The organism is Amycolatopsis sp. NPDC102522, from assembly GCF_055584485.1.
Map to the genome: position 1 here is coordinate 868,247 of NZ_JBVJLY010000001.1, position 13,333 is coordinate 881,579.

Annotated in this window: 9 protein-coding genes; 5 read left to right on the forward strand and 4 right to left on the reverse strand. The window is 70.7% G+C overall.

Going from position 1 to position 13,333, the window contains the following annotated elements; genetic code table 11:
* Positions 1–33: 33 nt before the first annotated feature.
* From ACZ6YV_RS03895 to ACZ6YV_RS03915, 5 genes are read left to right on the forward strand one after another with little or no spacing between them, the layout of a single operon-like run.
* Positions 34–1,503 (forward strand): TNT domain-containing protein, encoded by a 1,470-nt coding sequence (locus ACZ6YV_RS03895; protein WP_465508181.1) that lies wholly within the window; start codon positions 34–36, stop codon positions 1,501–1,503.
* The gene (locus ACZ6YV_RS03900) at positions 1,504–3,750 is read left to right on the forward strand and encodes an ADP-ribosylglycohydrolase family protein (RefSeq protein ID WP_465508182.1); all 2,247 of its coding nucleotides are present in this window, start codon (positions 1,504–1,506) and stop codon (positions 3,748–3,750) included. It begins immediately after the preceding gene.
* A gap of 14 nt (positions 3,751–3,764) precedes the next feature.
* The gene (locus tag ACZ6YV_RS03905) at positions 3,765–5,825 is read left to right on the forward strand and encodes a YrhB domain-containing protein (protein ID WP_465508183.1); all 2,061 of its coding nucleotides are present in this window, start codon (positions 3,765–3,767) and stop codon (positions 5,823–5,825) included.
* A 4-nt stretch (positions 5,826–5,829) separates the two neighbouring features.
* Positions 5,830–6,954: an ADP-ribosylglycohydrolase family protein gene (locus ACZ6YV_RS03910; RefSeq protein ID WP_465508184.1), complete on the forward strand. Its 1,125-nt coding sequence runs from the start codon at positions 5,830–5,832 to the stop codon at positions 6,952–6,954.
* A 40-nt stretch (positions 6,955–6,994) separates the two neighbouring features.
* Entirely contained in the window at positions 6,995–8,923 is a 1,929-nt protein-coding gene (locus ACZ6YV_RS03915; RefSeq protein ID WP_465508185.1) for a TNT domain-containing protein, read from the forward strand.
* Between the two features lie 78 nt (positions 8,924–9,001).
* Here ACZ6YV_RS03915 and ACZ6YV_RS03920 read toward each other — a convergent pair whose 3' ends face one another.
* The 4 genes from ACZ6YV_RS03920 to ACZ6YV_RS03935 all read right to left on the reverse strand — a co-directional run bounded on the left by ACZ6YV_RS03920 (position 9,002) and on the right by ACZ6YV_RS03935 (position 13,314).
* Positions 9,002–9,853, reverse strand: a complete 852-nt coding sequence (locus tag ACZ6YV_RS03920) for a class I SAM-dependent methyltransferase (protein WP_465508186.1) — start codon at positions 9,851–9,853, stop codon at positions 9,002–9,004.
* Positions 9,854–9,869: 16 nt separating this feature from the next.
* Positions 9,870–11,177 (reverse strand): sensor histidine kinase, encoded by a 1,308-nt coding sequence (locus ACZ6YV_RS03925; RefSeq protein WP_465508187.1) that lies wholly within the window; start codon positions 11,175–11,177, stop codon positions 9,870–9,872.
* Positions 11,178–11,256: 79 nt separating this feature from the next.
* Entirely contained in the window at positions 11,257–11,763 is a 507-nt protein-coding gene (locus ACZ6YV_RS03930; RefSeq protein ID WP_465508188.1) for a DUF4241 domain-containing protein, read from the reverse strand.
* 129 nt (positions 11,764–11,892) lie between these two features.
* A complete protein-coding gene (locus ACZ6YV_RS03935) occupies positions 11,893–13,314 on the reverse strand; it encodes a CCA tRNA nucleotidyltransferase (RefSeq protein ID WP_465508189.1) in 1,422 nt (473 codons plus the stop codon).
* Positions 13,315–13,333 lie beyond the last annotated feature (19 nt).

Consider the following 13,333-nt stretch of genomic DNA (forward strand, 5'->3'; position numbering starts at 1 on the left):
GCTCAGCCGGCCGGACCGGACGCGATGATTCACGTGGAACAACTCACTCCCGAAGAACAGCGCGGGCTGCTGGTCCAGATCGGCAGGCTCATCCTGGCGGGGATCACCGACCCCGCCCACGCCGCGGCCGCCGATTTCCGGCAGGCCGGGGAGCACTCCGAACTCGAGGGCCACAACCTCACGCCCGCTCCTGAGCTGAACGAGCTCTTCGGCAGGCTTCGCACCGGCATGTACACCGTCGGCCGGGGGACCTGGCTGCAGTCGCGGTTCACGCTCAGATCCGACGGCACCTTCGACTTCGACTTCACCCTGGACGACGAGCCGTCGTGGACCGGGGCGCCGGCGGCTTCGGCGTACCCGGACGAGCTGGCCGCGTTCCCGCGCGAGGACGAGCACATCCCTGACTGGTGGCGGCTGCGCGCGCAGCTGCCGTTGCGGGTCGAGTTCCGGCACGCCCGGATCGTCGACGCCTACACCGAGGGCAAGCCACCGGTGGTGGACAGACCGGAGCTCGACGAGTCCGAAGCGCCGCTGGTCGCGCAGTACCTGGAGCGCGAACCGGCGATCCTCTCCGGCAGCGGTCTCGGCAAGGACATCTTCTCCCCGGAGGCCGACGGAGACGTCCCGGAGAGCTACCACACCGACGGCACCTGGATCTGGCACGCGTCCGTCCCGCACTACCTGCGGAAGTACGGGATCCCGCCGGAGCCGGAGCTGGTCGAGCACATCCGCGGCCAGCGGTTCCAGCCGCCGTACGTCGAGCACCTCGTGCGGCGGACCGCGGAAGCGGATCTGCTCGGCAAGCCGCGGCCGAAGCCTGGCCGCTCCGACGTCAAGAAGACCGAAGGCGACATCGCCGCGGACCTGGAGACGTCGCCGAATCCGTCGTTGACCGACGAAGAGCTCCTGGTCGTGCTGGTCAGCAGGCTCGGCGAGCACGCCGTCTGGCCGGAGGCGTACCGCATCGGGGACCGCTCGGACGGCGCCTGGTGCCTCAACTTCACCGAGAAGGGCTGGGAGGTCGCGGCCTACTCGGGCGGTGCCCCGGCGTCACCGAAGTACTTCGACAAGCTCGAAGACGCCGCGCATCAGCTTCTCGGCGCCCTCCTACTGCATCCGGCGAGGATGACCGCCGGACACGAGACGCCGCTGGAGACCGCGAAGGAACTCGCCGACTGGCCGGTGCGGTCGGCGCCGGGTGAGCCTCCCCTCACCTTGCTCCGCAACAAGCGCGTCAGCCGGATGGTCGCCGGTACGGTCGTACTGCGGTTCGGCGAGGAAACCGGCAATCTGGTTCACCACGGAGGGGTACGGTTCGCCACGACGTCCCTGCCGCTGGAACGGGAGCGTGTCGGTGGGACCTACCGGCTGCGACGCCCGCTCCACGTGATCATCGGTGTCACCGTCCCTTGGGCGAACATGCCCGGCGGGGCGGTGGCCTACGTGCTCCCGAGGACCATCGCCGAGCACGTGTCCGACGGCAGCCTGGAGAGGATCGAGTAGGTGGAATCGGCGGAAGCGGTAGCCAAGGTCGAAGAGTGGCTGCGCGCGGTCCACGGTCCGGACGTGTCCGAACCGGGCGGCGCCGGCCTGCGCGTCGACCACGAAAAGGTCCTGCGCATCCCCGAGGGCTGGTCGGTCCCGTACAACACGATCGCCTACCTCGACGAGGGTCATGCCGAGAAGGAGATCTTCCCGCCGCCGTCGGTGATCGTCCGCGAACCGGACGGCGAACTGCGCCAGGCGCATCCGCAGCCCGGCGGGCTCAGCGTCCCTGTCGCGTTCCCCGGCCAGGAGGCGTGGCGCGAGGTCGTCGACCCCGAGTACGCGAAGGCCGGGCTCGGTGACCTCGGTGTCCCTCCGCCGGTCGTCGCGGGCTGGGTCAAGGTCAACGCGGAAGGCGTGCAGACCGGGGAAGAGCGCGAGAACCCCGAGTACCGGGCCGGTCCGGTCCGCCGTGGCTACCCGAAGCCGGAGAACAAGCTCGAAACGCTGCTGTCGTTCGCCAGCGTCGGCTGGCTGACCAGGGAACAGCTGCTCATCGGGCTGCTGCGCTGCGAGGTCCACGTCCCGCTCGACCTGGCGTCGGGCAAGACGGAGCGGTTCTACTTCAACGAGGAACGCGCCGAGCTGCGGGTGTTCAGCTCGACCAGGAACCTCCCGTCCCGCGAGCACGGGTACTGGAAGGTCGACATCGCGACCCTGGCCGGGTATGAGAGCCCGCCGAACCTCGTGATCAACGGCGGGCCCGCGACGTTCGAGGACGTCAGCGGCGCCGAACTCGCCAAGACCGCGGCGAAGTTCCCTCGCCGGGACGTCTCCGTCGACGTCAACGAACGCTGCCCCGAGGCGGATCCGGAACTGGAGACCCTCGCCGCCGACACCGCCGCGAAGATGGGCCTGTCCGATCCGGTGAAGGCGCCGCTGGCCGCCGCCGAACGGGCCCGCCGCCGCGGCTTCGAACTGACCGCCGAGGAATGCCAGAAGACCGTCCTCGGCCAGTCGTGGCTGGCCCGGCTCAAGCGGCCGGAGCCGCCGCGAAGCCGTCCGAACGACCTTCGGGCGAACGGGCTGGCTCCGGGATACGACGACGAAGGACAGATCGAGCCGCGCCTCGACACCTTCGGCAAGTACTTCGACCGGGACCGCTCCAGCTCGCGCTACGGCTGGCAGCGCGTCACGGGCGCCTTCGTGGGCTTCGCGCTCGGCGAGGCGCTCGGGGCGGCCGTCGACCGGATGCGGCTCGACGAGATCCACAACACCTACGGCCCGGACGGGGTCACCGACCTGCCGGTCGCGTTCGACCTGCCCGGCCGGATCGGGCCGCTCACCCAGCGGCTGCTGTTCTACACCGAGGCCGTGATCCGCAGCCCGCATCGCGAACAGCCGGAGAACCGCGACGCCGAAAAGGCGCTCGGCACGGTCGCCCGCAACTCGCTGATGCGCTGGCTGCACACCCAGGGCGCACCGCTGGACAACGCCGACGGCTGGCTCGTGAAGGTGCCGGAACTCCGCGTCCGCCGCACCCCCGACGACGCCGAACTGAACGCCTTCCACGCGCTGGCCACAGTCTCGCCGACGGCGATGCCGATGAGCGGGCCCGACGCGCTGGTCGCGGCGCTGCCGGCGGCGATGACCGCGGCAGGACCGGGGACAGCGATGAGCGGCGGCGTCCGCCAGGCGGTGCGCGACCTCGTCTCGGTCACCCATCCCGGGGAAATCGACGTCGAAGCGGCGACCTATCTGACCTGGCTGTTCGAACCCGCGCTGACCTCGGAGGCGTTCAGCTACCCGGTCTGGAACATCTCCCGGGAGATCTTCAGCGAGCAGAACCCGCACCAGCGCGGACCGGTCTGGGCCGATCTCAAGGCGATGGTCGCGGAATCGGTGCCGTTCTTCGGCAAGCACGGCCTGCCGGATCTGCGGGTGCCGGAGCTGATCGGCGACGGCAAGGGCACGCTTTCGGTGCTGGGCCGCGCGTTCGCGGCGCTGTCCGGCTTCGAGAACTACCCGGAGCAGGCGCTGCTGCGGGCGGTCAACCACTCGGGCCGCAGCGCGATCACCGGCGCCGTCGCCGGTGCCCTGCTCGGCGCCCGCACCGGCATCCCCGGTCTGCCGCAGAAGTGGGTCGACCAGCTGGAACTGCGCTACCTGGTGGAGAACATCGCCACCGACGCCTTCTGGCACTTCGACCGCCATTCGGCGCTGCACGAGGTCGACGGCTGGGACCGGCGGTATCCCCGCTGGTGACTGGAATGGGGACGATGAACGAAGAGGAAGCCGTCAGCCGCGTCGAGGAATGGCTGGCGGACAAGGGCGGGGAGGGGACCGGCGCGCTGCGGGTCCGCCGCGAGTACGTCGCGCGCGCGACCGACGGCTGGAACGTCACCTACAACACCGTCGGCTGGCTCGACGGGACCGATCCCGGCGCGGGCCTGTTCCCCAGCCCGGTCGCCTTCGTCCCGGACGACGGCGGTGAGATCCGGCTCGACCTGGAGCTGATGGCGGTCTCGGCGGCCGGCGGGGACAACGACGACGCGTTCACCCGGTGGACCGAGGTCGCCGATCCCGAATTCGACCCGGCCGCGGTCCCCGGACTGCCCGTGCCGAAGGCGGCGATCCTGCGCTGGGAGCAGCACACGCTCTACGGCGAGCCGACCGGTGCGGTCCGCGTGAACCCGGATCACCGGCCGGGGCCGCGGTTCTCCGGCCGCCCGGCGCCGGAAAGCGCGGTCGAGACGCTTCTGGGCTACCTCCGCGTCGAGTGGATCACGCCGGAGGAGTTCGTCCACTGGATGCTGGACCTCGACGTCCTGGCCCCGGCGAAGGACGGCCACCTGCAGGTGCGTCTCCTCGGCGACGCGGGCGCGCGGTTCGTCGTCTACACGTCCGAAGCGCAGATCCCGTCCGAGTACACGATGTGGCTGCGGATCCAGCCCCGGGTGCTCCTGCGACGGCCCGAGGACAACCGCGGCGTCGGCCTGCTGGTCAACCCCGGCCGTCCGGAGACCTTCAACGTCTACCCGGAGACGCTGCGGCAGGTCGCCGACCTCGACCTCCCCGCGGGTACCGAACGCCCCGAGTCCGTCGAGCGTCCCGCGTACCTCGACGAGGCCTACGCGGAGGCGTTCAAAGCCCTTCAGGAGGAGTACGGCCCGGATCTCGGCTCGGCCGTCGCGAACCTGTCGGATCTCGTCGGCCAGGCCAGGGACAACGGCTACCCCCTGAGCACCGACGAGCTCGTCCGCTACACCCGGAGCGCGACGCTGGCGTTCAAACGCTCCCGGGCGAAGTACAGCGGCCGTCCGCTGCCGGAAATGCCCGAAGACCTCTTCGCCACCGGCCTGGTGACGCACTTCTACGACGACGGCGAACCGCGCCCGGCCGCCTGGACCTTCGGGAAGTTCCACAACCCGACGATCCCTGTCGGCAGCTTCGCGTACCCGCGGCTTCTCGGCGCATACGTCGGCTTCGCGCTCGGAGACGCGCTCGGCTCGGGCGCGGATCCCGCCGACGGCCTGCCGATGGGCGGGCTGACCCGGCAGCTGCTGTTCCACACCGAGTCGGTGATCCGCGGGCTGGACGCGGCTCCGGACAAGCCCGAGATCCCCGCGTCGCTGCCCGCGGGCGGACGGCCGGACGGCTGGGTCGCCAAGGCCACCGCGTCCGCCGGGCCGGCACCGGCGGAGTTCTCGGCCATGCTGGCGACGGCGCTCGCCGCGACGGTGACCGGCGGGGCACAAGGGCTTGCCGACAGCACCTTCTACGCGATGAAGGTGGTCCGGGAGCTGGTCGGTTCCGCTGCGGGCCACGAGGTCGTCCACGGCGCCGAACTGCTGGTGAACCTGTTCCGCGCGCAGCTGGCGGCCCGGAACGGCGAACCGGCGGTCGCGAACTTCCTCGAAGGCTTCGCCGAGTACAGCGGCGAGGTCGGCGACCTGGTCAAGACCGTGCTCGACCTCCGGAACGACATCGACGGGAACGACGTCGAACAGTTCGACAGCATCGGGGACGGCCGGACGCCGCTTTCGGTACTGGGCAGGGCGCTGTTCGCCGCCGCCAAACGGGGCCACGACGCCGAGGCCGCGCTGGCGCTGGCCGCTCGCGGCGGCTCGGTGACGGCGGCGCTGACCGGGGCGATGGTGGGCGCCAGGCTCACCGTGCCCGGTCTGCCGGAGTCCTGGCTCGCCGCGTACCCCGGCCTCGGTGCCGTCGACGCCATGGCGGGCGACGCCTATTACTACTTCAACCGGTTCGGCCTGACCCGCGAGCCCGAGGAGCGGCGGCGCTGGGACGCGGAACGGTATCCACGAGGAGATCAGTAGAGAAATGCGCGAATGGCTTCAGGAACCGGCGACCAGGTCGCGGCTGCGCGGCAGCCTGTTCGCCGGGGCGATCGGTGACGCGCTCGGCGCGAAGACCGAGTTCGACTCGATCGCCCGCATCCGAGAGATCGCCGGACCCGACGGCATCACCGACCTCATCCCCGCGTACGGCGGGGTCGGGCGGATCACCGACGACACCCAGATGACGCTGTTCACCCTGGAAGGCCTGATCAGGGCCCATGCCACCACCCAGCGGGAGCAAGGGACCTTTGCTACCGCCGCTACCGTGCCCGTCGAGCAGTCGCTCCAGCTGGCCTACCAGCGCTGGCTGCACACCCAGGGCGTCTCGTGGGAGCGGGCACGCGGCCCGGAGAACACGAGCGTGGAGCCCGACGGCTGGCTGATCACGAACCGCGAGCTGTTCAGCCGTCGCGCGCCCGGTCTCACCTGTTTCAGCGAGCTGGAGGCGTACGGCAAGACCGGCGTACGGGCCGGCATGGACAAGCCGGTGAACAACTCGAAGGGCTGCGGCGGGGTCATGCGCGCGGCGCCGGTCGCGCTGTGGTCGGACGACCTCGCCGAGGTGTTCCGGCTCGGCGCCGAGAGCGCGGCGCTGACCCATGGTCACCCGAGCGGGTATCTCTCGTCGGGTGCTTTCGCGGTGATCGTGCGCGAACTGCTGACCGGGAAACCGCTGCTCGACGCCGTCGCGACCGCCCGTGCCGAACTGGAGAAGTACCAGGGGCACGAAGAGCAGAGCGTCGCGCTGGACCAGGCGCTCGCGCTGGCCCGCGAAGGTGCCCCGACGCCGGAGAAGCTCGAAACGCTCGGCCAGGGGAACATCGGCGAAACCGCGCTCTCCATGTCGGTTTACGTCGCCCTGACCACCACGGACGTGAACGCCGCGCTGCTCGCGTCGGTGAACCACAGCGGTGACAGCGACTCGACGGGCTCGGTCTGCGGGAACCTCGTCGGCGCGATGTACGGCGAGGAAGAGCTCAACACGGACTGGCTCGTGAAGCTGGAACTGGCCGAGGTCATCGGAGGGCTGGCGGACGACGCGCTCGCGGAGTTCGGCGGGAACGCCCCGGGTGACGACCGGTGGTACGTCCGGTATCCGGCCCACTAGATTGACCCCCGGCTTGGGGAACTTGGGGAGGGGACACAAAGTGCGTTACCGGGTTCAAGCGGCGGAGCGGCCGGATGGCCTGTACGCCGTATGGGGGGAAACCGTCTTCGCGGCCCAGCGGTCGACCGAAGACGGCACGCTGCTGCTCATCGCGCCGCCGGGGGAAGCGGCGCCCGAGGGGTTCGACCGCGACTGGAACGGGCGGCCTGCCCGCGTGGTGCTGAACGGCGAGGTCGGCGCGACCTTCAGCCTGCAGTCACACGGCCGGTTCGACGACGAGCACTTCCAGATCGCGCCGCACACCGGCGGCGGCGAACTGACCTTGCGCTGGGCGGGTGAGGACGCGGCCCGCGCGGCCGAGCTGGGTCTGACGGACTTCTCGACCACGGCCTCGCCGTCGCGGCTGACGGCGTTGTGGCAGACCAGGCACGACTTCGTCGAGACGCCGGAAGCCCGGCCGGAGATCGGCACGGGTGATCAGCCCCCGCTGCTGCGCGCCATCGGCCGGACGCTGCTGCGCGTGCTGCCGGAGGGCTGGCAGCGGGTCGGCGCGCAGTTCCGGCAGGTCGGCGACTACGCCGAGCTCGAAGTCCGCTCGGTCGGCGACGAGGGCAACGGCCCGGTGTCGGTGTCCATCGCGGCCCCGCCGGAGCTCGGGTCGCTCTTCGCGCGGCTGCGCGCGGCGATGCACCAGCCCGAGACAGGCACCTGGTTCCAGGGCACCTTCACGCTGGACGCGGAATCGCATTTCGACTTCGACTTCGACGCCGATCAGGAACCGACCTGGCGGATCGCGCCGAACGAGGGCGGCAAGCCGTCGCCGCGCGCGTACGCGACCGAACTCGCGATCTTCCCGCGCGACCAGAAGCACGTCCCTGCCTGGCTCTCGGCCAAGGCGGGCCTGCCGCTGGACGTGGCTTTCCGGCACGCGAAGGTCACCGACGCGCACAACGAGGGCGAACGACCGGTCGTCAACCGGCCGCAGGTGCCACCGGACCAGGTCCGCGGCGTGCTGGACTACCTCTTCCGCTCGCCGGTGGTGCTGTCCCGGCCGGGTCCGCAGCCCGACATCTTCACCCCGAACGGCCCGCCGGACGTGCCGAACGCCTTCCACACCGACGGCGTCTGGATCTGGCCCGCGGCCGTCCCGCACTACCTGCGGAAGTACGGGGTGCCGCCGGAGCCGGAACTGGTCGAGCACATCCGGGCCGCCGGATTCCGCCCGCCGCTGGTCGGCGAGCTGGTGCGGGCGACCGCCGAGGCGGAGATCACCGGCAAACCGCGGCCGACGCAGACCGCCGCGGACCTGCCGGACGAAAGCGCCCGCACCCGCGTCGAACGCGACGGCGAGCCGGCCCGCGACATCCGCGCCTCCGAGGTGCTGGAGGTCCTGTACCAGCGGCTGGCCGAGCACGGGGTGGCGCCGTCGGCGTACCGGATCGGCGCGAACGCGGTGCCGGAACCGGGCCTCTGGACGTTGCGCCGCGCCGAAAACGGCTGGGAAGTGTCGCGTCCGCCGACGGACGAGCCGGTGGCGTTCGCCAAACTCGAAGAGGCGGCGCGGTTCTTCCTCGGCACCCTGCTGCTGTACCCGGCACGGGCCGCGGTGGGCGCGAGCGAGGAGGCCGACAACCCGGCCGACTGGCCGATCCTGCCGCTGCGCGGCGAGCCGCCGCTGAACTTCTTCCGCCGCAAACGCATCGTCGTGCTGCCGGCGGGCACCACGGTGCAGCGGTTCGGGAACGAGACCGGCAACCTCGTGCACGCCGAACCGGCGCGGTTCGTCGAGACGTCGCTCGCCGCGGACCGCGAACGGGAACGCCGCCTGTACCGCGTCCTGCGGCCGCTGCGCGTGGTCACCGGCGTCACCACGCCGTGGAACGGGACGCCGGGCGGGGCCGTGGCCTACGTGCTGCCCCGGCCGATCGCTCAGCATCTCGAATCCGGCGCGCTCTCCCGCGTCCAGTAATCCGCGTTTCGTCCTCTGGATGCGGTCCTTGCACACGCGACTACCGCATCCAGAGGACGAAATGCCGGGCGCGGGAACTCAGGACGCCGTGATGAGCACGGCCGGAGACCACCAGTAGTCCGCCAGCGGCTCGATCCGGATGCCGGTGAAACCCGCCTCCTTCAGCTGCGAGGCCCAGTCTGTCGCGGGCTGCTCCCAGTTCGTCCGGTCCGCGCCCGGTTTGACCAGGCCCAGCAGGATCGGCAGCAGGAATCCCTGCGCCACCAGCGACGCCCCCTTGCCGTACTCCGAGATCCCGCGTTCGTAGCGCGTGACCAGGGAGAGCAGGTACTCGTCGGAGTCTTCGTCGTACTCGGGCACGTCGAATTCGGCGATCACCAGGCAGGACGTGCGGGGTCGGAGCGCCCGCAGCACCTCGGTGCGCTCGGCGGTCGGGATGGACTGGAGCGCGAAGGTCGACTGCGTCAGCTGCCACTGCCTGTCGTCTTCGCGGGCGAGGAACTCCTGCGCGGTGGCGTCCCAGGTGTGCAGGCCGTGAGTGCCGTCGAGGTGCTTACGCGTCTCCGCGAGCAGCGCGCTCGACGGCTCGACCAGGTCGATCCGGCCGGGCTGCCGGTCTGCCTGTTCGAGGGCGGGGACGACGGCGAGCCCGTCGCCGCAGCCGAGGTCGAGCAGGGAACCGACGCTGCCGTAGCGCCGGGCGAGCATGACGCTGAGCTGCCGGTAGAGCTTGACGTTCCCGCCGCCGCGGATGAACGCGGTGAACGCGGCGGGCTGGTCGTAGACATCTCCGCCACCGCCTTCGGTCAGGTATCGGTGAAGTTCGATGCCGAGCGTGGATCCGGCACGCTCGGCGAGGTCCGCTGCCTTGGCCTGGTCACCGTCGCGGTACGCGATGAGCGCTTTGGCCAGGACGTCCGTTTTCTTCATGTTCTCCTGTTTACCGTCAGAAGGGCACCCAGAGGGTGACTCTGGTGCCATTGCCCGGAGCCGACTCCACCCTGGCCGTCCCGCCGACCTCGTTCAGCCGGGCGGTGATGGACTCGCTGATCCCGAAACCGGCGGGCCGGGTGTCGAGGCTGAACCCGGCGCCGTGATCGCGGGTGATCACCGCGACGCCGCCTTCCTGCTCCTCGACGCGCACGACGACCTTGTCCGTCCCGGCGTGTTTGAGGGTGTTGCGCAGGGACTCGCGGACGGCGTCGCGGATGGCGATCTGCCGGACCTCCGAGAGGGTGTCGTCGTCGAGTTCGGCGATCACGAGCTGGGCGCGCAGGCCGTCACGGGCCATCTCGGCCGCCAGCGACGCGAGCTTCTCGCCCAGCGGCCGAGACCCGGCCTCGGACCGATCCGATGCCTCGTTCTCGATCGTCTGCCGCAGTTCCATCGATTGCGCCCGCGCCAGCCGCTGCACCTCGGCCAGCCGCGTGGCCGGGTCGCCCTTGTTGGCCAGGGCGATCGCTTCGAGGGTCTGCAGCACGGAGTCGTGCAGCATCCGGTGCTGGCGGGCGCGTTCGGCGATCCGGCCGTTGCGGATGCCGTACGCGAGGGCCAGCCGGGTGCCGAGCCCGATCAGGACGAGGGCGCCGCTCGCGGTGAAGAGGACGCCGAGGATCGAGGGGAAGGTGGCCATCGCGTCGCCGGGCGCGGCGTGGCCGGTGCCGAACAGGGACGCGAGCATCCGCACCGGGAAGCTGACGACAGCCAGCGCCGCGGCGGCGGGCATGCCCAGCGCCAGTGCCAGCAGCGCGACCTCGCCGAGCAGATGTTTGCCGGGCACCGCCATCGCCTCGGTGAACACCGAAGCGGGCACGAGCGCGCCGATGGCCAGCGGCGCGAGCAGGGTGAACGCGAGGTCGAGGGCCAGCAGCCGGACGGCGTGCTGCGGGCGGAACGGCGCCGAGCGCAGCATCCACCGGATCCCGTACAGCGAGAGCGAGACCGACCCGAGGGCCACCAGCCCGACCGGCCCGATCCCGACCATGCCGTGCGTGGAGACGTAGACGCCGAACACGCCGGGCACCGCGAAGAGCCGGTAGACCAACGGGACGAGCGCGACATAACGGGCGGCTCTGAGCAGCAGATTGTCGCGATGGGCCGTGTCGATGGGACCCGACATCTGCTGGATGCGCCGCAACGCCCGCATCGGGGTCGGGTCGCCGACCTCGTCGGACAACTCGCTCGTCGCCGTCGCCAGCGCGGGCGCGCCACGACGCAGCAACGTCACCAGAAAACTGGGCGGCCGCTTCGCCATGGATTTTCCCCCTGCCCGGAGCACCGGCAGGAGTATCTCCGGTTACGCCACATGGATCCAGAGACCAACGGTGTTTATCTCAGCTGATGACGTGAAAATCCGTGACGAAACGGGCGACTTGGCCGTTCGCCGCGTAGCCGATCCAGGTCGGATAGCTACCGTCACCCCAGCCGGAGCCGAAGGCGGCCACGTTCAGGCCGCTGACCGGATCGCGCACGAGCGCCGCCTCCGGGCCGTCGAGCGCCTTGATCAGCGGGCCCTCCAGATCCTCGCCGACGAGACGGCACAGCGCCGGGACAGCGTCCGCGTCGACGAACGCGCCGAGCCCGGCGTCGACGCCGTACCCGTAGAACTCGTTCGGCCCCAGTTTCGCGGGATCTTCGTCTTTGACCAGCGCGAGTTCCCACCGGAGCACCGGCTCCGGCCGAATCGTCAGCCGGGCCGCGGCGACCCGTCGATGCTCGGAACCCGCGAACCGGACCTTCGCCACGGAAACCGGGTACTCGCCCGGCGGCACCCGGACGAGAAAAGGCACCGGCGGCCGGGAGAGGTCGTTGATGGTGGTCGGATCGGCGGCGCGTCGCACGAGGCCTTCTCGGGCGCCGGCGCCGCGACCGGGCGACCGGAGAACACGGCGATCCCGGCGCAGATCGCGACCAAGGCCGCCACCACCAGCGCGATGGCGATTTTCGCTCTTGCCCCCATGAGCGGAACGCTAGCCGCCGATGCCGTTCTCGGCGGCCCATTTCTTCAACTCGGCCACCGCGTCGTCGTGCTCCAGCGGACCGCGGTCGAGCCGCAGTTCCTTCAGGTGCTTCCACGCCTTGCCGACGTCCGGCCCCGGCTTGAGCCCGAGGATCCGCATGATCTCTTCGCCGTTGAGGTCCGGCCGGACCCGGTCGAGGTCCTCCTGCGCCTGCAGCGCTTCGATCCGCCGCTCGAGGTCGTCGTAGGTCGCCTGCAGCGCGGCCGCCTTCTTGCGGTTGCGCGTGGTGCAGTCGGCGCGCACAAGCTTGTGCAGCCGGGGCAGCAGGTCGCCGGCGTCGGTGATGTAGCGCCGCACCGCCGAATCCGTCCACTCGCCCTTGCCGTACCCGTGGAACCGCAGGTGCAGGAACACGAGCTGGCTGACGTCCTGGATGATCTCCTTCGAGAACTTCAGGGCGCGCAAACGTTTGCGGGCCATCTTCGCGCCGACGACCTCGTGGTGGTGGAAGCTCACGCCGCCACCGGACTGGAACTCGCGCGTCGCGGGCTTGCCGACGTCGTGCAGGAGCGCCGCGAGCCGCAGGATCAGATCCGGCTCGGAGGTCGGTTCGTGCGAGGACTCCAGGTCGATCGCCTGCGCGAGCACGGTCAGCGAGTGCTGGTAGACGTCCTTGTGCTGGTGGTGCTCGTCGATCGCCAGCCGCATGCCGGGCACCTCGGGCAGCACGCGGTCGGCGAGGCGGGTGTCCACCAGCAGCTCGATACCGGGCCGGGGGTCGTCCGCCAGCAGCAGCTTCGACAGCTCGGCCTGGACGCGCTCGGCGGTGATCCGGTCGATCTCCTCGGCCATCGACGTCATCGCGTCGATCACCCGCGGCGCCGCGATGAACCCGAGCTGCGCGGAGAACCGCGCGGCCCGCAGCATGCGCAGCGGGTCGTCGGCGAAGGACTCCTGCGGGGTCGCGGGCGTGTCGAGCACCTGGTCCCGCAGCGCCTGGAGTCCGTCGTACGGGTCGACGAAGGTCTGGTTCGCCAGGTCGATCGCCATCGCGTTGACCGTGAAGTCGCGGCGGAGCAGATCGCCCTCGATGCTGTCGCCGAAGGTGACCTCGGGATTGCGGCCGACGCGGTCGTAGCTGTCGGCGCGGAACGTGGTGATCTCCAGGGTCATGCCCTGCTTCGTCACACCGACCGTGCCGAACGCGATGCCGACGTCCCACACCGCGTCGCCCCAGGCGCTGACGATCTTGAGCACCTGGTCCGGCCGCGCGTCCGTGGTGAAGTCGAGATCGCTCGACAACCTGTCGAGCATCATGTCGCGGACGCTTCCGCCGACCAGGTACAGGCTGTACCCCGCCTTCGCGAAGAGCTTCGCGAGCTCGTCCGCCAGCGGGGAGATGCGCATCAGCTCCGTCACAGCGTTCTGCATCGCAGTGCTCTTCCCCGCA

Bases quoted from the DNA above. Each gene is read 5' to 3' on its own strand.
- ACZ6YV_RS03905 (WP_465508183.1), top strand. From the start codon at position 3,765: ATGAACGAAGAGGAAGCCGTCAGCCGCGTCGAGGAATGGCTGGCGGAC.
- ACZ6YV_RS03910 (WP_465508184.1), top strand. From the start codon at position 5,830: ATGCGCGAATGGCTTCAGGAACCGGCGACCAGGTCGCGGCTGCGCGGC.
- ACZ6YV_RS03920 (WP_465508186.1), bottom strand. From the start codon at position 9,853: ATGAAGAAAACGGACGTCCTGGCCAAAGCGCTCATCGCGTACCGCGAC.
- ACZ6YV_RS03925 (WP_465508187.1), bottom strand. From the start codon at position 11,177: ATGGCGAAGCGGCCGCCCAGTTTTCTGGTGACGTTGCTGCGTCGTGGC.
- ACZ6YV_RS03935 (WP_465508189.1), bottom strand. From the start codon at position 13,314: ATGCAGAACGCTGTGACGGAGCTGATGCGCATCTCCCCGCTGGCGGAC.